This is a genomic window from Pseudomonas sp. MF6767 (assembly GCF_016405475.1).
Classification (GTDB): domain Bacteria; phylum Pseudomonadota; class Gammaproteobacteria; order Pseudomonadales; family Pseudomonadaceae; genus Aquipseudomonas; species Aquipseudomonas paracarnis.
On the sequence record NZ_JAEKCY010000032.1, the window covers coordinates 26,185 to 43,284 of the forward strand.

At 62.1% G+C, this 17,100-nt stretch carries 19 protein-coding genes; 14 read left to right on the forward strand and 5 right to left on the reverse strand.

The features are described from left to right. Window positions 1-151: 151 nt before the first annotated feature. On the reverse strand, window positions 152-832 hold the full coding sequence (locus JFT58_RS28850; RefSeq protein ID WP_057978574.1) for an SOS response-associated peptidase family protein: 681 nt from the start codon (window positions 830-832) through the stop codon (window positions 152-154). Between the two features lie 83 nt (window positions 833-915). On the opposite strand from JFT58_RS28850, the gene JFT58_RS28855 reads away from it, so the two are divergent. Then, window positions 916-1,125, forward strand: coding sequence for a hypothetical protein (locus tag JFT58_RS28855; protein WP_057978572.1), 210 nt, complete (start codon window positions 916-918; stop codon window positions 1,123-1,125). Here JFT58_RS28855 and JFT58_RS28860 read toward each other — a convergent pair. After that, window positions 1,117-1,476 (reverse strand): hypothetical protein, encoded by a 360-nt coding sequence (locus tag JFT58_RS28860; RefSeq protein ID WP_198834836.1) that lies wholly within the window; start codon window positions 1,474-1,476, stop codon window positions 1,117-1,119. The two genes, JFT58_RS28855 and JFT58_RS28860, sit on opposite strands and share 9 nt — an antisense overlap. Window positions 1,477-1,908: 432 nt before the next feature. Continuing rightward, window positions 1,909-2,313 carry a hypothetical protein gene (locus JFT58_RS28865; RefSeq protein WP_140915296.1) on the reverse strand — a complete coding sequence of 135 codons (405 nt, stop codon included), beginning with the start codon at window positions 2,311-2,313 and terminating at the stop codon, window positions 1,909-1,911. Window positions 2,314-2,687: 374 nt separating this feature from the next. On the opposite strand from JFT58_RS28865, the gene JFT58_RS28870 reads away from it, so the two are divergent. Continuing rightward, on the forward strand, window positions 2,688-3,086 hold the full coding sequence (locus JFT58_RS28870) for a VOC family protein (protein ID WP_072446255.1): 399 nt from the start codon (window positions 2,688-2,690) through the stop codon (window positions 3,084-3,086). Window positions 3,087-3,156: 70 nt separating this feature from the next. Here JFT58_RS28870 and JFT58_RS28875 read toward each other — a convergent pair whose 3' ends face one another. Together JFT58_RS28875 and JFT58_RS28880 are read right to left on the reverse strand one after the other, a co-directional pair. After that, entirely contained in the window at window positions 3,157-4,488 is a 1,332-nt protein-coding gene (locus JFT58_RS28875) for an LLM class flavin-dependent oxidoreductase (protein WP_054898345.1), read from the reverse strand. Window position 4,489: 1 nt separating this feature from the next. Beyond that, window positions 4,490-6,682: a TonB-dependent receptor gene (locus JFT58_RS28880; protein WP_054898367.1), complete on the reverse strand. Its 2,193-nt coding sequence runs from the start codon at window positions 6,680-6,682 to the stop codon at window positions 4,490-4,492. Window positions 6,683-6,883: 201 nt separating this feature from the next. Here JFT58_RS28880 and JFT58_RS28885 point away from each other — a divergent pair, with 201 nt between their 5' ends. The 12 genes from JFT58_RS28885 to JFT58_RS28940 form a co-directional block, all read left to right on the forward strand. After that, window positions 6,884-7,921, forward strand: coding sequence for a LacI family DNA-binding transcriptional regulator (locus JFT58_RS28885; protein ID WP_054898346.1), 1,038 nt, complete (start codon window positions 6,884-6,886; stop codon window positions 7,919-7,921). A gap of 257 nt (window positions 7,922-8,178) precedes the next feature. Beyond that, window positions 8,179-9,846 (forward strand): GspE/PulE family protein, encoded by a 1,668-nt coding sequence (locus tag JFT58_RS28890; RefSeq protein WP_371264153.1) that lies wholly within the window; start codon window positions 8,179-8,181, stop codon window positions 9,844-9,846. Continuing rightward, window positions 9,843-11,039 carry a type II secretion system inner membrane protein GspF gene (gene gspF / locus JFT58_RS28895; RefSeq protein ID WP_054898347.1) on the forward strand — a complete coding sequence of 399 codons (1,197 nt, stop codon included), beginning with the start codon at window positions 9,843-9,845 and terminating at the stop codon, window positions 11,037-11,039. The genes JFT58_RS28890 and gspF overlap by 4 nt, the downstream gene beginning before the upstream one ends. Before the next feature lie 20 nt (window positions 11,040-11,059). Continuing rightward, a complete protein-coding gene (gene gspG, locus JFT58_RS28900; protein ID WP_087715863.1) occupies window positions 11,060-11,470 on the forward strand; it encodes a type II secretion system major pseudopilin GspG in 411 nt (136 codons plus the stop codon). 7 nt (window positions 11,471-11,477) lie between these two features. Further along, a complete protein-coding gene (locus JFT58_RS28905; RefSeq protein WP_054898348.1) occupies window positions 11,478-11,903 on the forward strand; it encodes a GspH/FimT family pseudopilin in 426 nt (141 codons plus the stop codon). Next, window positions 11,900-12,232: a type II secretion system protein gene (locus JFT58_RS28910; protein WP_054898349.1), complete on the forward strand. Its 333-nt coding sequence runs from the start codon at window positions 11,900-11,902 to the stop codon at window positions 12,230-12,232. The genes JFT58_RS28905 and JFT58_RS28910 overlap by 4 nt, the downstream gene beginning before the upstream one ends. Beyond that, window positions 12,229-12,837 carry a prepilin-type N-terminal cleavage/methylation domain-containing protein gene (locus JFT58_RS28915; protein ID WP_054898350.1) on the forward strand — a complete coding sequence of 203 codons (609 nt, stop codon included), beginning with the start codon at window positions 12,229-12,231 and terminating at the stop codon, window positions 12,835-12,837. The genes JFT58_RS28910 and JFT58_RS28915 overlap by 4 nt, the downstream gene beginning before the upstream one ends. After that, window positions 12,834-13,535 carry a hypothetical protein gene (locus JFT58_RS28920; protein WP_054898351.1) on the forward strand — a complete coding sequence of 234 codons (702 nt, stop codon included), beginning with the start codon at window positions 12,834-12,836 and terminating at the stop codon, window positions 13,533-13,535. Before JFT58_RS28915 ends, JFT58_RS28920 begins: the two co-directional genes overlap by 4 nt. Beyond that, window positions 13,532-14,524: a PilN domain-containing protein gene (locus JFT58_RS28925; protein ID WP_054898352.1), complete on the forward strand. Its 993-nt coding sequence runs from the start codon at window positions 13,532-13,534 to the stop codon at window positions 14,522-14,524. The genes JFT58_RS28920 and JFT58_RS28925 overlap by 4 nt, the downstream gene beginning before the upstream one ends. After that, a complete protein-coding gene (gene gspM / locus JFT58_RS28930) occupies window positions 14,499-15,101 on the forward strand; it encodes a type II secretion system protein GspM (protein ID WP_032902001.1) in 603 nt (200 codons plus the stop codon). Before JFT58_RS28925 ends, gspM begins: the two co-directional genes overlap by 26 nt. After that, complete coding sequence (locus tag JFT58_RS28935; RefSeq protein WP_054898353.1) at window positions 15,098-15,598, forward strand: hypothetical protein; 501 nt, start codon at window positions 15,098-15,100, stop codon at window positions 15,596-15,598. Before gspM ends, JFT58_RS28935 begins: the two co-directional genes overlap by 4 nt. 5 nt (window positions 15,599-15,603) lie before the next feature. Next, the coding region (locus JFT58_RS28940; protein WP_198834837.1) for a secretin N-terminal domain-containing protein at window positions 15,604-17,100 on the forward strand (1,497 nt) is incomplete at its 3' end.

The window sequence follows — 17,100 nt, forward strand, 5'->3', positions numbered from 1 at the left end:
GCGTTGAGCTAATATTGCCGGGTGCGCTCTAACTTCGATCATTTTGGTAACTGAAGGGCACCATGGATAAGCGGCTTGCGGGGCTGTCAATACTGCTCACCCTTGGATGGGTCGTCACAGTGGCGTCTGTCATGTGGTATTTCTACGACAATTAACCTAAAGGTCGTATCAATTCTGGTCCCTTATTCCGCACGTTACCCACGGCCATGCTGACCTTGAACCATTCGAACACGTCGGACGGCTCGCCCTGGTGCAGAACCATTTGCTCGGCGCGCTCCTTGAGCGTGGCCGGGTCCAACCATTCCCGGGCCAGGTCGGGCGTCAGCACCACGGGCCTCCGGTCGTGGATGTCCACCATTCCCCCGGCGCTGTCCGCGGTGATGATGACGAAGCCGTCATGCTCGCCCGGTCCTTCATCAGCGTCCGGCAGTTGGCCAATGGCAGCGCAGTATATTGGTGCACCATCCCGCCGGCGGATGAGGTATGGCTGCTTCTTGGGCCCGCCCTCATCCACCCACTCAAACCAGTTGTCGATAGGCGTGATCGCCCGGTGCGGCCAGATCGCCCGGAAGAACGGGCCGTGGGCTACCTTCTCCACTCGGGCATTTATCGGCGCTGCCCGGTCTTTTGCCCAGTGCGGCCGCCAGCCCCAGCGCACCGGATCGGCGTGGAGTAGGTCGCCCTGCAGGTGCAGCAGCGCAACCGAGGTTGTCGGTGCGACGTTGTACCGCTCAATCGGCTGATCGCCCAGTGAGTTCGCCAGAGCATTGGGCATGCTCAACGCTGCAACGAAGTCGTGGATCCCCCGGTACTGCGAAAGTCTCCCGCACATAAGCATCTCCGCTCGTCGGCCCCGATGAACAGCCGATCCCCGGCCAATCTCTACACTGTAGACACTGGCCCGAGGTATTCGTCATGGCGATCAACATTGATCAGGTGAACGCAATGGAGACGTGGTTTGCGCTGCGTAACGATCCAACCTTCATATCGGCCACACCGGAAGAACGCTACGAAACGCGACTGGCCCTGGCTGACGACCTCAAGCAACAGGGGCTGATCAACGAAGGTGAGTGGCGTGAGCTGACTGAGGAGGCAGTTGCGGCCTATGCCGACGAGTTAGGCTAGTGGCTGCTTGTAAACGCTAAGCTCAAGCAGTAGTCGCTGGTTTTCCCTGCGTAAATGCTCGTTCTGGCTGGCAATCATCTTCAAGCCCATGATGTCCTTGCTCATTTCTGAAGCATGCACGTTCGCTCGGCTCAGGTCTGCCATTGCCTGCCTGAGTTCCGTTTCAGCCTTGGCCTTCTCCGTGGACAGCAGGTCGTTCATCTGCACCAGGCCCGCGATATTCGCCCGCGCTCGACGCAGCATGCGCTCGGTCTCCACCAGCTCATCTACGAGAATTGAGCACTGGTGCTGATACATTTCTAGGGGAGTGGGGCAACCGAGCCAATCATCGGTGTCCATGTCTACGTTCATAGCTAGAACCTCAAATACTGTATGTGCGTACAGTAATCGAGGTGTGGCAGGTTTGGGGAGTGGTGTTCGTCGGCAGGACGCCGGGGAGGGTGCGTGACATTTGCGTGACTCTCTCACGCACTTGTAAGCTCTTGTGGGCAGTCGATTGCAGCGAGCGCCAATAAAAACAGCTACTTAACAAGGTCTTACAGGTGTACTGCGTGCATGGGGTGCTAGGGGTCGAGTGTTCGAATCACTCCGTCCCGACCATTATTCCTGAGTAAAATCAGACACTTGAGCCGATCAGCTAGATCGGCTTTTTTGTGCCTGCGCAAAAACTTGCACAAAAACTACCCGGTGATCTCAATGATATTCAGGTCCAGTATTGCCTCGGACCAGATGATTCTTCGTTGGTCTCCCTGGGAGCTTTCAGTCATTCCGCCATTGCGTTTATTAGGCTCGGCCTAAGCAGGCTCTCAGTGATCCCTGATGTTCGATAATCTGGGCTTTCGTCTCTTCCCTCCGATCATCCGCTAAGCGAAAGTAATCATTACGAGCCAGGGTCGCCTCAAGTTTCGCGATGGTCTGTTGTATGGCGATGCACGGGTCGTTCCTAGAGAGCTGCCTCTGGAGTCGATCAGACGTTATGGTGTAATGCTCGATCGTTGCGTATGCAGTGCCGAGTTGTTTATCGACCTCTACCAGTTTATTTTCCGCTGCCGTGAGTTTCGATTTCACTAAGTTGAGTTCTTTCGACAGTTCATCTCTGGTGTCCGAAAGCTTACGGTTTTGCTCTCGATACTCATCAATTCTTAAGCTTTGCTGCTTAACAGTAGCTTTGACGTTACCGAATTCCATGAGTTGGTAGCCCGCACCACCGAGCAGTGTGAGGGCAGGCACCAATACCGCGATTACTGTGCCCGCTTTAGCCCACCCGCTTCTCGGATGTACTTGTTAATTATGTTCTTTCGGCATTTTCACGCTCAGCTTTGTGAATGAGATGAGATCCGACTGCCTTATCTTAGCGGACGTCCGAGAATCGAACGCCATGGTTCGGCCGAAACCTTTATATGAGTTCCTTCAGGATTCAGCAATGACAATGGGCTCGGACCTTATCTGGGGAGTGTCGCCAGGCGGGGTATCTGTCTTTCAGCCGCCAATGGTGACTGTGTAACCTTCTGCCTGAAAGGCAAGATAGAATCCCTCGCATCAAAAACAAAGGAGGGTCGCGGATGTTCAGTCACATCACTGTTGGTACAAATGATCTTGATCAGGCTGCCGCTTTTTACGACGCTGTACTGATCCCGCTGGGGCTGTGTCGCCGCACCGTAACTCCTGATGGTGGACCGACGTCGGCATGCTGGGTCAAGCCAGATAGCGCTCTTCCTCGCTTTTATGTGTACAGCCCTTATGATCGCAACGAAGCCAGGGCAGGGAATGGCAGCATGGTCGCTTTCTCGGCTCCCTCTCCAGATGCGGTAGACGTTGCCTATACCGCCGGGCTTCATGCGGGCGGATCGGATGAGGGAATGCCCGGCTTACGTCCGCAGTATGGTGAAGGTTACTACGGCGCATACTTGCGTGATCCAGATGGCAATAAGGTACATGTTGTTCATCGTGGAGATTTGTAAGTTCGGCACATTCTGGCTTGTACGGGGTGTTTGCGGCAGTGCCGTTCTGGCTGCCGTCTTACCTGCGGCTTCATGATCGCGTCTTCTTGAAACGGCTGACCGGGCGCACCAAACCAAGGTTTTCGCGCAGTGTGGTGCCGGTGTATTCGCGCCGAAATAAACCGCGCCGCTGTAACTCGGGAACCACCCAGCGGGCAAAATCCTCCAGCCCGCCCGGCAGGTGCGGTACCAGAATATTGAAGCCATCCGCCGCACCTTCTTCGAACCAGCGCTGCAGTTCATCGGCGATCTGAATCGGCGTGCCGATCACGCTGTAATGACCGCGGCCACCGGCAATGCGTCGGCCCAGTTGCGCCAGTGTCAGCTGTTCACGCTGGGCCAGTTCACTCAGCAGTTGCTGGCGGCTGCGTTGACCGCTGTCGGTCAAGGGTAGCTGCGGCAGCGGCCCATCCAGGGGGTAGCCGGACAGGTCGAAATTACCCAGCATGCGCCCCAGCAACGCCACCCCCACCTTGGGTTCGACCAGCGCCTGGAACGCTTCGAATTTGGCCTGGGCCAAGGCTTCGGTTTGCCCCACCACCACAAACACGCCCGGCATGATTTTCAGCGAATCGGCCTCGCGCCCGTATTGGCCCAGGCGAGCTTTGAGGTCGCTGTAGAAGGCCTGCGCGTCGGCCAGTGAGGTCTGCGCGGTAAACACCACTTCGGCGGTCTGCGCGGCCAGTTCACGGCCGGTTTCCGAGGAGCCAGCCTGCACGATCACTGGCTGGCCCTGGGGCGAGCGCGCCACGTTCAGGGGGCCTTTGACTCGGAAGTGTTCGCCCACATGGTCCAGCACATGGCGTTTACTTGGTTCGTAATAGCGCCCGCTGGCCTTGTCGCGCACGAAGGCGTCTTCGTCCCAGCTGTCCCACAGTCCCGTCACCACCTGATGAAATTCCCGTGCGCGGCTGTAGCGTTCGGCGTGACCCAGGTGCTCGTCACGACCAAAATTCAGCGCCTCGGCCGCGTTATCCGACGTCACCAGGTTCCACCCTGCGCGGCCGCCGGAGAGGTGATCCAGCGAGGCGAATTTGCGCGCTACATGGTACGGCTCGTTGTAGCTGGTGGTAGCGGTGGCGATCAGGCCGATATGTTCGGTCACGGCACTGAGGGCCGAGAGCAGGGTGAGCGGCTCGAAATGATCCGAACGCGCCATCTGGCTCGCGACCTCACCGGTGGCGGCGGCGATGCTGTCGGCCACGAACAGTGCGTCGAACTTCGCCGCTTCCGCCACCCGTGCCAAATGCTTGTAGTGGGCGAAGTCCAGGCCAGCATTCGCCGGTACGTCGGGGTGGCGCCAGGCGGCCACGTGGTGCCCGGTAGCCATCAGGAAGGCGCCGAGTTTGAGTTGACGGCTCATGCTAGAAATCCTTGCGCAGTTGCACGCCGAAGTAACGCTCATCGTCACGAGGCACGGCGCGGTAGATGTAGTTGCCGCCGCTGGCTAGCAGCGGTGAGTAGGATTTGTCGGCGAGGTTCTTCGCCAACAGCGCCACGCGCCAGCCATTGGTGTAGTCGACCAGGGCCACGCTGGCGTTCCAGATGCCGTAGGCGCCTTGTTTGGTGTTCAGGTTCTGGCTGATGTCGTATTGCACTTCGCTCTGCCAGCTGTAGTCAGTGCCCAGTTCGATATCCAGGCCGTTATTCAGAGGGATGCTGTAGTCGGCGCGCACGTAGCTTTTCCAGTCCGGGCTGAAGGGCAGTGGCTTGCCATTGACGTTGCAGGTCGCCGCCGCGCCTGGCGGGCACGCGAACTGATCGATGCGCGCTCGGGTATAGGCCAGGGCGCCGGAGAGCTTGAGTTGCTGGGTGGCTTGCAACGCGTAATCGAGCTCGACGCCTTCTGTGCTGACGCTGCCAGCGTTGATCAGGCGTGTCACGACTTGGCCGGCGACGGTGTCGAAAAAGTTGGCCTGGTAGTTGTCGTAGTCACTGTGGAACACCGCCAGGTTGGTGGTCAGGCGGTTGTTCCAGGCAGTGGCCTTGATTCCGGCTTCCCAGGTATTGGAAGTCTCCGGCTTGAGCGCGTCGGTGTCGCGCGGCTGCATGTTGAAGAACACGTTATAGGCCGGGCCTTTGTAGCCACGCGAGTAGGTGAGGTAGCTGGTGATGTTGTCGCTGAGGTCGTACTGCACACCCAGCCGACCGGACCAGCCGTCCTCATCCACCGAACCCGAACTTGATGTTGCCGGTTGGATGCCGCTGACGGTGGTGAGCGAGGTGGACACGCGGCGATGGTCGTACTTCAAGTCGTCATGGGTGTAACGCAACCCGGCGATGCCGCGAAAGCGCGAGGTGAAGTTGAGCGTGGTCTCGCCGAACGCCGCGTAGCTGTCGCTGGTGGTCTTGTAGTTAGCAATGCCTCTATCGACACGCGTCGTGGTGGTGAGGGTGCGCTGATAGGTCTCCTCATCCTTGCCATGCATGTAGAACAGGCCGCCGACGTACTCCAGGAACTCGTCTTTGGGCGAGGCCAGGCGCAGCTCCTGGGAGTATTGGTCGAACGCCAGGTCGCCCTTGTCAGCGGTGCCGGGGAATGCGGCGGTGACCGTGCCGAGACGGTCGCCATCCTGATATTGAATGTTGTCCCAGCCGCGCCAGGCGGTGATCGAGGTGAGGGTGTAGTCGCCCAGGTTCCAGTCCAACTGTGCCGACAGGCCCTTGTTGGTGTCTTGCACATGGCTGCGGGTATCGGTGTTGATATCGCGGTTGTCGCTTGAGGCGCGCACCGGCCTCAAGGCATTGCTGAACGCCGGGTTCAGGGACTTGCTGACCACACCATTGGGCGCGTCATCGTGGGACTGCATGTAATCGGCGATCAGGGTCAGCTTCACGTCGTTGTTGGGCGTGAACTCCAGCTTGCCGCGAACGCCCTTGTGGTTGTAGCCATTGACCTCCTGACCGTTATGGCGGTTGTCGACGTTGCCGTCGTAGCTGCCGAACAAGGTGCTGATCGAGCCTTTGAGTACCTCCGGTACCAGGCTGCCGCCGATGCCGAAGCGCGTGCGGCTTTCATTGCCGCTGTAGAACGACTGATCGATAAACCCGTGGGTCTGGGCCGTCGGCGCCTTGCTCGTGATATTCAGCACGCCGGCCGAGGCGTTCTTGCCGAACAGCGTGCCTTGCGGGCCGCGCAGTACTTCGATGCGCTCAAGGTCCAGCAGGTCGAGGGTGGCCTGGCCGGGGCGTGCATAGACCACGCCATCGATCACCGTGGCCACAGTGGGCTCCACTCCAGGCGAGGTAGAAATGGTGCCCACGCCGCGCACGAACAATGAGGTGTCCTTGTTCGAAGCACCGGTGCGAAAGTTCAGCGATGGCACCTGCTGCGCGATGCTCGCCACTTCGTTGCGATTGTCACGCTCCAGTTGCTCGCCCTCAAGCACCGAGACGGCCACCGGGACTTTTTGCAGCGATTCTTCGCGGCGGGTAGCGGTGACTGTCACGGATTGGAGCGTGGGTTCCTGCTCATCAGCTGCAACAGCGCCGCAGACGGGCAAGGCGCTGAGGCCGGCCAGAAGCAACAAATGGGTGTGCCGTGGAAAGTTATGCATGCTGTGCCCGCTCGAAAAAATACCCTGGTCCGCTGCGGTTCTGCGACCGTCAGCGCCTGTGAACATGTCTTGGGCATTCGCTCGAGCGAGTAGCAGACAGCGCGCTTTGTTAGCGCTAACATCGGCATTATTGAAGCGGGCCGTTTAGAGCGTCAAATACTAAAAAATTAGTTTTATATTCCTTTTTTATAGGGCTATTTCGTGAGCGAACATCCACCGCGCAAACGCCGGGGCGCCGGACGCGTCACCCTGAACACCGTGGCACGCCAGGCCGGGGTGTCGGCCATTACCGTGTCGCGTTACTTCAACCAACCTGAACAGGTCTCGCCCGAGCGCCGCGAGCGTATCGCCGAGGTGGTGGCGCAATTGGGGTATGTGCCCAATCTGGTGGCCGGTGGCTTGGCCTCTGCGCGAGGCAAAATCGTCGCGATGGTGATTCCGAATATCTCGGGCCCGATTTTTGCCAATACGCTGCAGGGCTTCAGCGACACCCTCAGTCGTCACGGCTACCAGCTGTTGCTGGCCTCCAGCTATTTCAGCGTCGAGCAGGAGGAAAGTGCGGTGCGTGCCTTTCTCGGCTGGTCGCCGGCAGCGCTGGTGCTGACCAGCCGCTTTCACAGCCCTGGCACCGAGAAGATGATCGCCGAGGTAGATATACCGATCGTCGAAACCTGGGACTACGTGCCGGAACGCGCGCCGTTGCAAGTGGGTTTTTCTCATCATGAAGTGGGCGTCACCGCCGCTCGCTACTTGCATGGCAAAGGCTATCGGCGCATCGCCTTCGTACAAAACAGTGCAGTGGGCGACTTCAGCGCATTGGAGCGGCGCGATGGGTTTACCGCGACCCTCTCCGAGTTGGGTGTGCAGCCGTGGGTCTTTGTGCCGGACGCCGACCGTGCGCCCTTCGAAGCCGGCAAGCAGGCCATGGAAGCGCTGATGGGGCAGGCGGTCACGCCCGACGCGATTTTCTTCGCCAACGATAACCTCGCCGCCGGCGGTTTGCTGGCCGGTCAACGCGCCGGGCTGAGCATTCCCCAGGACTGCGCCGTATTGGGATTTGGCGACTACCCGTTTGCCCACATGTTGCTGCCCAGCCTCAGCACCCTCCAGCCACCCGCGTTGGAGATTGGTGTACTCGCTGCCACACGCGTCCTGCAAAGTCTGGGCGTATTAGCCACCGATGAAGTTAAGCGCTTGAATCTTTTGCACTGTCAGTTAATTGAAAGAGAGAGCACCTGAATGACCCGCCGTTATGGCTAATTGCAACTAGTGGCTATTGGCTGCTAACGCTCTAAATCAGTGCATTGGGCAATGTTTTGTATTTAATTACCCCCTTATCCGGAACTAGGGCTATAACTTCCAGTCGATACACCCGGCTAACGCCTGCCTGGGCTATGGCGAACTAATGGCATTGTTCGGTAGTTCTAAATAGCCATACTTTTCGCAACGTTAGATATTCCTCAATGATGTCGTCAGCGCCCATCGATGCTTGCAAGATGCAGATCCCGCACACCGACCAAGTGTGCGCGTGGCTGATGCAGCACGCCGGGCTCAAAATCGCTGATCTGGAACGCGCCCAGCGTTTATCCACTGAGCCTGGCGACCTGCTCGGTTTACTCACGCGCCTGGGCCTGGTGTCCGAAGTCGAACTGGCTCGCGCCTGGGCCGATTTGCTGGATGCGCCACTACTGGTGGCCGACGCGGCGCCGCCGTTGCTCGACCCGCTTCCCGTGCTCACCGAGCGCTTTATGCGCCATTACCAGCTAGTGCCGATGGGTTGGCATCAGGGCGGGTTGCGCGTAATGGCTGCCAACCCGGCGCAGTGGTATCCGTTCCAGGCCCTGGCGTATGCCTGTGAGGTGCCGGTCTGGCTGGCAGTCGGTTCGCATAATGAAGTCGAGACGCTGATCGAGCGCTATTACGGCCAGGGCCGTTCCGCCATGGGCAGCCTGATCGAAAACCTCGATGAGCAGGGCGGCGTGCTGGAGGACATCGAACACCTCAAGGACATGGCTTCCGAAGCGCCAGTGATTCGCCTGGTCAATCTGATCCTGCAGCGCGCCGTGGAACAGCGCGCCTCGGATATCCATATCGAACCCTTCGAAAACCAACTCAAGGTGCGCTACCGCATCGACGGCGTGCTGCACGACGCCGAAGCACCGCCTGCCAGTTCGTCGGCGGCGGTGATCTCGCGGGTGAAGATCATGGCGCGCCTGGACATCGCCGAACGACGCCTGCCCCAGGACGGGCGCATCATGCTGCGCATCCAGGGCAAAGCGTTGGACCTGCGGGTGTCCACGGTGCCCACCAGCTTTGGCGAGTCGGTGGTGATGCGCCTGTTGGACCGGCAAACCGTGCAATTCGATTTCCCCAGCCTGGGCTTCGACGGCCCGCGCCTGGCGGCCTTCCAGGATCTATTGACGCGGCCCCACGGCATCCTGTTGGTCACCGGGCCCACAGGTTCGGGCAAAACCACCACGCTCTATACCGCGCTGTCGCAACTCAACACGGCTGAACGCAAGATCATCACGGTGGAAGACCCGGTGGAATACCAGCTTGAAGGGATCAACCAGATCCAGGTCAAGCCCGCCATCGGCCTGGACTTTGCCGGAGCGCTGCGCGCCATCGTGCGCCAGGACCCGGACGTGATCATGATCGGCGAAATCCGCGATCTGGAAACCTGTCGCATCGCCGTACAGTCCTCCCTCACGGGTCACTTGGTGCTCTCAACCCTGCACACCAACAGCGCCGCTGCGAGTATCACGCGCTTGCTGGACATGGGCGTGGAGAGCTACCTGATTGCCTCCACGGTCAGCGGTATTCTCGCCCAGCGCCTGGTGCGGCGCCTGGACCCGGCCACGCGCGTGGCCTTCCAGGCCCCGCCGGAACTGATCAAGGAGCACGGCCTGGATCGCCTGACCGAGCAGCGTCCGATCCTGCTTTACCGCGGTGACTATCACGGCCGCAGTGCCCTCACTGAGTTGTTGGTAATGAACGACGAGTTGCGTGGCCTGCTGATGGGCCACGCCGACGCCGCCAGCCTCGAGCACGCCGCCCGCCGCGCGGGTTTGCGCACCTTGTATGAAGACGGTTTGCGCCAGGCCCTGGCCGGTGTCACCTCCCTGGAAGAAGTGTTGCGTGTCACCCGTGGAGATGACGTGTGAGCCTGTTCAAGTTCCGTGCCCTGGACAGCCAGGGCGTGGCCCAGAACGGCACGTTGCAGGCCATTGACCAGGCGGCTGCTGTCGCCGTCTTGCAGCAGCGCGGGTGGTTGCTGCTGCACATCGAAACGGCCAGCAGCCCCTTGTTGCGCCAGGCACGCGGGCAGTTGAAGGGCGCCGCGCTGGTGAGTTTCACCCAGCAGTTGGCCACGTTATTGGGCGCCGGCCAGCCCCTCGAACGCGCTTTAAACCTGTTGCTCAAGCAAGCCCGCCATCCTCAGGTGTGGGCCTTGATCGAGCGTATCCGCGACCAGGTCAAGGCCGGCAAACCGCTGTCGGCTGCGCTGGAGGAGGAGGGCGGCACGTTTTCCCCGCTGTACCTGAGCATGGTGCGCGCCGGTGAAGCCGGCGGGGCGTTGGAAGGTACCCTGCGCCAGCTCAGCGACTACCTGGAGCGTAGCCAGTTGCTGCGCGGCGAGGTGATCAATGCGCTGATCTACCCGGCGTTCCTGGTGGTGGGTGTACTGGGTTCCCTGGCGCTGTTGCTGGCCTATGTAGTGCCGCAATTCGTGCCGATTTTTCAGGACCTTGGTGTACCGATTCCACTGATCACCCAGGTGATCCTGGCGCTCGGCGAGTTCCTCGGCGCCTATGGCCTGGTGGTGCTGGCCGGGTTGTCGATCAGTGGGTGGATTCTGGCGGCGCGCCTGCGCGATCCCCTTCGCCGTGAGCGTTACGACCGTCACCTGCTGAGCATCCGCGTGATCGGCCCGCTATTGCAACGGGTGCAAGCCGCCCGCCTGACCCGCACCCTCGGCACGTTGCTCAGCAACGGCGTGGCGCTGCTGCCCGCGCTGGTGATCGCCCGGCAAGTCTGCAGCAACCGTGCGCTCCAGGCGCAAGTGGCGCTGGCCGCGCAACGGGTCAAGGGCGGCGGCACCCTGGCCGATGCGTTCGGTCGCCAGCCGCTGCTACCGGAGCTGGCGCTGCACATGATTGAAGTCGGTGAACAGGCCGGTGAACTGGACAGCATGCTGCTCAAGGTCGCCGACATCTTCGACGTCGAGGCCAAGCGCGCCATCGAACGCTTGCTCGCTGCACTGGTGCCGACCCTGACCGTGGTCATGGCGGTGCTGGTGGCGGTGATCATGCTCGCGATCATGCTGCCGCTGATGAGCCTCACCAGCCATATATGAACTTTCAAGGAGCAGAACCGATGAAAACCCGACACCGCCAAGGCGGCTTCACCCTTTTGGAAATGCTGGCGGTGATCGTGCTGCTGGGCATTGTCGCGACCATTGTGGTGCGCCAGGTCGGTGGCAATGTGGACAAGGGCAAGTACGGCGCGGGCAAGGCGCAATTGGCCAGTTTGAGCATGAAGATCGACAGCTACGCCCTGGACGTGGGGGCGCCGCCCAACAACCTGCAACAACTGCTCGACAAGCCGGCCAGTGCTTCCAACTGGTCCGGCCCCTACGCCAAGCCTTCGGAGCTGAAAGACCCGTTCGGCCACGGGTTCGGCTATCGCTTCCCCGGTGAGCACGGTGCCTTCGACCTGATCTTCTACGGCCAGGACGGCCAACCCGGCGGCGAGGGCTACAGTGCCGACCTGGGCAACTGGGAATAACCCGCCCGTGACCCAGCGAGGCTTTACCCTGCTGGAGATGCTGGTCGTCATTCTATTGATCGGCATTGCGGCGGGGTTGTTGGGGTTGGGTGTACGGCAAGGGCTGCAGGTGGCCAAGGAGCGCCGGGTGGTCGCGCAGATGGTCGAGGCGCTGCGCGCCACGCGGGCGAGCGCCATCGTCAGCGGCCAGGCGGCGCGCACTCAGTTCGACCTCCAGGGCCGCTCGTTCCAGGCCCCAGGGCGTGCGTCACAGCAGTGGCCAGCGCAGGTGCAAGTGACCTTGCACAGTGCCGAGCAGGCCGGGGCCGCCGTGGTGTTCTATCCCGACGGCAGTTCCACAGGCGGTAACCTGCTGCTGGCCAACGGCAGCCGTCGTTGGCGTATCGACATTGGCTGGCTTACCGGCAGTGTGCAGTCCGAGGCGCTGCCATGAAGCACCAGGCCGGTTTCACCCTGCTGGAAATGCTCGCCGCCCTGACGTTGATGGCGGTGTGCAGCAGCGTGTTGCTGGTTGCCTTCGGCCAGAGCGCGCGCGCCTTGTCCCAGGTGGCCCGCAGCGACCGCCTCAACCATGCCGCGCTCACGCTGCTGGACCAGGAAGCCGCCGGCCCGCTGACGGAGGGAACCCGCCAAGGCGAACTCGAGGGTATCTATTGGCAATTGACCAGTACCCGCCAACAGCCGCACCTGTTTCGTCTCGACCTTAACGTGCGTGAAGGCGCGCATCAGGCGCACTTCAGCACTTTGAAGGCGCGCCTGTGAAGCGCCGTGAGCAGGGTTTCACCCTGCTGGAAGTGCTCGTGGTGCTCAGCTTGCTGTCGGTGTTGTTGCTGCTGGTGAGCGCAGCGTTGCTGGGGGCCAATCGGGCGGTGGCCAAGGCCCAGGCCTACACCGTCAGCCTGGATGAAATGCGCGCCGCCCAACAGTTTTTGCGCACCTCGATCAGCGAGGCGCTGCCGCTAAAGCTCACTGACGATGACAGCCAGGCCGAAGGTTTTTTTATCGGCACGCCTGAGCGTCTGCAGTTTGTGGCGACCTTGCCCGGTGTATTGGGCGGGGGTATCCAGCGCTTTACCCTGCAACGGGTCGGGCAGGATCTGCAGGTGGCTTTTTCGCAGAGGGCCTCCCACGCCAACGCGCAGCGCGATGAGCCGCAGGTGCTTTTGCATGACGTCGAGGCGCTGCAGTTCAGCTATCGCGGTGTCTCGCCACTGGGCCAGCCCACCGACTGGTTGAGCCCGTGGCCCTGGCCCCGGCGCCTGCCCACTGCGGTGCGTATCGACGCCTCTGTCGACGGGCCGGTGCCATGGGTCGCCCAGGTGGTTGCGCTGCGCCTGAACCTGTCCAGCGCGAGCAGCGAAGAATGAAGCGCCAACGCGGTGCGGCCCTGTTGCTGGTGTTGTGGGTGCTGGCCTTGCTCAGCGTATTGCTGGGTGGCCTGGCCGGGTGGGTGCAACTGCAAAGTCGCCAGGCGCTATGGCTGCGCCAGCACACTCAGACACTGTTGGCCGCCCAGGCCGGTATCGCAGAGGTCATGGCGCAAGGGCAGTGGGTGGCGGACGGGCGTCCTATTGCGCTGACCTTCGACGACGCCCGCTTGCAGGTCAGTCTGCGCAGTGAGCGCGGCAAGTTGTACCTGGTCAACGCTGCCCCCCAGGACCTCACGCGCCTGGCCCTGGCCTGCGGCGCCACACCGGTTCAGGCCCAGCAGTTGGCCAAGGCCCTTGAGACTCGCCGCCATCAGGGCCTGGCGCCGTTTCGGGTGCTGGAGGAGGTACGTCAACTTCCCGGCATGACCCCGGCGCTCTACAGCCAACTACTGCCGCACATCACCTTGTGGAGCGACCTCGACCGGCCCGCTCCGGCATTCGCCAGCCCCCTGATGCGCAAGGCGTTGAACCTGCCACGCCAGGACGCCGAGGGCGTCGACCCCGGCCAGGTCGTGGAAATCGACAGCCGCGCCGAGCGCCCCGGCGGCTATCAGGCACGCCTGCGACTGACCCTTTTATTGAGCCCTGCGGAGGACAGCGCACAGCCCTATCGGGTGGTGCGGTGGCAAGAATGATTCAACTCGAACCGATTGCCCGCTACTGGCGCGGCAGCCTGCTGCAACAAGGCTGGCGCCTGTGGCTCACGGAGTTACGCGGCTGTGTGCCGAAGTGGCTGGCGTTCCAGGAACCGCCTGAGCAGGTTCATCACTGGCCGCTGACGGCTCCAGTGTTGCCAGGCAATGCGCGCCAGGTGCTGATGCTTGCTCCTGATGCCGTGTTGCAGCAAAGCGTGCAACTGCCTCTGGCTGCCGCGCGCAACCTCGTGGAGGTGGTTGGCTATGAACTGGACCGCTACACCCCGTTCAACGCCGGGCAGCTCTATTTCGTCGCCCGCCAGGAGCGGCGCACACCCAGCCACCTGGAGGTGAGGGTGGTGGCGATCCTGCGCGAGCGCCTTGACCAGGTCCTCACTGACTGCGCCGCCCTCGGCCTGTACCCACACCGCGTGGATGTGGCGGGCCTGGGTATCGACCTGCTGCCCGCGCCGTTACGCCCGCGTTCGCGGCCTGCCGGCAAGCAATTGCAGCGCAGCCTGCCGTGGTTGTGCGGCGCGTTGCTGATCGCGGCGATGCTGTTGTGGCTCAACGACCGCCAGCGGGTACTCGACAGCATGCACGCCACTGTCCAACAGCAAAAAGCCGAGGTCGCCCAGGTGCACGCCCTGCGCCAGCAACTGCTCAACACCCGTGGCGCGGCGCAGTACCTCAGCCAGCGTAAACGGGCGCAACCGCCCCTGGCCGCGCTGCTGAATGACTTGACCAGTTGCCTGCCCGCAGACACCTGGCTCGACCAATTGGACGTCAAGGACGGCGAGGTGAGTTTCTCCGGCCAGAGCGCCAAGGCCAGTGGCCTGATCAGCCGCATCAAAGGCTGCCAGCGCTTGGACAACGCGCAATTCGAAGGGGTGATCCAACCCGACGCACGCACCGGCAAGGACCAGTTTGCCTTGCGTGCCCACTTACGCCAGGAGGCCGCCGATGCGCCGACCCCTCACACGCCGTGAACGCCGCGGCGCCGCCTTGTTGACCCTGGCGTTGGTGCTCGGCGCGGCCTATTGGCTGTTGATCGACAGCTGGTTCGCCGGGCCGCTGCGGGCCATGGGTGAACAGGCCGAACAGTTGCGTGAACAGCAGCAGCGCTATGCCAGCGTCATACGCCAGGGCGATGCTTTGCGCGAACAGTTGGCGCAAGCACAGCAAGACCCGGCCAGCAGCGCCAGCCTGTTGCCAGGGGACGACCCGGACGTGGTCGCCGCCGACCTGATGCAGCGTCTCGCCGACCTGATCAACAGCCACGCCAACCTCGGCGGCGGCTGCAACCTGACCCAGCGCAAACCGATCACGCCTGAACAGAACGACAGCGAGCCCTATCGTCAGGTCAAGGTCAGCCTCACGCTCAATTGCGCCATCGAACCGCTGACCGCGATCCTGCATGGGCTGGAATATCAACCGCCTTTTCTGTTCGTCGATGAGCTGCATATTCGTCGCGACAAACAGGCGCCAGCCAGTGGCGGGGCGGGCAAGCTGGCGGTGCAACTGCTGGTGCGCGGCTACCTGCAACCGGCGCGGGTGGCACCATGATTGGCCCCTTGCGTCCTCTTGAATGGGGCTGGCTCGGCGTGGCCGGGCTCTTGGGGCTGTTGATGGCGATGATCCTCAGCAGCATCGGCGACGCCCCCCGGTGGTTACCCGATGCGCCGGTGCACGCGCCACCCTCGTTCCAGGTGCAGGCCGCTCCCACGCCAGCGTTGCAAGACCTTGCCGGTACCTGGCAAGCGCCGCTGTTCAGCCCGGATCGCCGTCCGGACCGGGAGGTGGGTAAAACCCAAGTGGCGAGCCTGGCCAACCTGACCCTCAGCGGCATCATGATCACCGGCAACCTGCAAATGGCCATGCTCAAGCAAGCCGGTGGCCCAACGCTCACGGTGCGCTTGGGCCAGGCGTTGCCCAACGGCTGGCGCCTGGAACACCTGACCCCGCAATACGCTCGTTTTGCCCTGGACGGGCGCACCCAGACCCTGAGCCTCTACGGTAAGCGGTTACCCCTGATCTCACATCCCCGCGAGTCTCTCCCTTGATTGATATGCGCACTTCGCTGTTTTGCCTGGCTACCGCCGTTTCCCTGGGCGGCTGTGGCTCTTTGCCCGACACCCTCGACCCGGACGACGACCTGCTGCACGAGGCCCTGCAGGGCACCGGCGCACAACGCCCGCCGCTTCAGGCGCCTGTGGCCGAAACCGCTCCACCTGCCACCCAGGCTCCGCCGCAGCGCCAGCTCATTCGTGGCAATCAAGCGTTTGTGCGCCAGCCCGCGGCACCCGTAAACGTGCCGGAGCAGGGCGGCGACATCGTGTTCAACTTCGCCGATCAGCCCATCGAGGCCGTGATCAACAGCGTGATGGGCGACCTGCTGCACGAGAACTACAGCATCGCCGAGGGCGTGAAGGGCACGGTCAGCTTCTCCACCTCCAAGCCTGTAGACAAACAGCAAGCGCTGTCGATTCTCGAAACCCTGTTGTCCTGGACCGACAACGCCATGATCAAACAGGGCAACCGCTATGTGATCCTGCCGGCCAACCAGGCAGTGGCGGGCAAGCTGGTGCCGCAGATGCGCGTGGCGCAACCGGCCAGCGGCCTCTCGGCACGTCTGTTTTCACTGCGCTATATCTCGGCCACCGAGATGCAGAAACTGCTCAAACCCTTCGCTCGTGAAAACGCTTTTTTGTTGGTGGACCCGGCGCGCAATGTCCTGAGCCTGGCCGGCACGCCCGACGAACTGGCCAACTACCAGGACACCATCGACACTTTCGACGTGGACTGGCTCAAGGGCATGTCGGTGGCGGTGTTCGGCCTGCAACGCGCCTCGGTGGCCGAGCTGATGCCCGAGCTGCAAGCCATGTTCGGCGCGGACAGTGGCACACCCCTGGCCGGCATGCTGCGGTTCTTGCCGGTCGAGCGCACCAACTCGGTGGTGGCGATTTCTTCCCAGCCCCAGTACCTCAGCGAAGTGGGCGACTGGATCCGTACCATCGACGAGGGCGGCGGCAACGAGCCGCAGATGTATGTGTACGACGTGCGCAATATGAAGGCCGGCGATCTGGCCAAGTACCTGCGGCAGATCTACGGCAATGGCGCGATCAAGGATGACGCCCCGGCGAAAGTAGCGCCGGGGTTGCGTACCACCACCTTGTCCTCATCCACCAGTGCCGGTTTGCAGGCGAGCGCCCCGGTGCCCGCAGCCGAAGAACCTGAATCCGAGCCTGCCGAAAACACCCAGGCATCGCCCACCAGCGACCTCGAAGCGGGCACGCGCATCACCGCGCAAAAGAGCAGCAACCAACTGCTGGTGCGCACCCGCCCGGCGCAATGGAAAGAAATCGAAGCGGCGATCAAACGCCTCGACAACCCACCGCTGCAAGTGCAGATCGAGACCCGCATTCTGGAGGTCAAGCTCACCGGCGAACTGGACCTGGGGGTGCAGTGGTACCTGGGCCGCCTGGCCGGTAATTCCACCAGTACTACGGTGGCCAATGCCTCCGGCAGCCAAGGCGCCCTGGGCGGTGGCGGGGCAGGGCTGGGG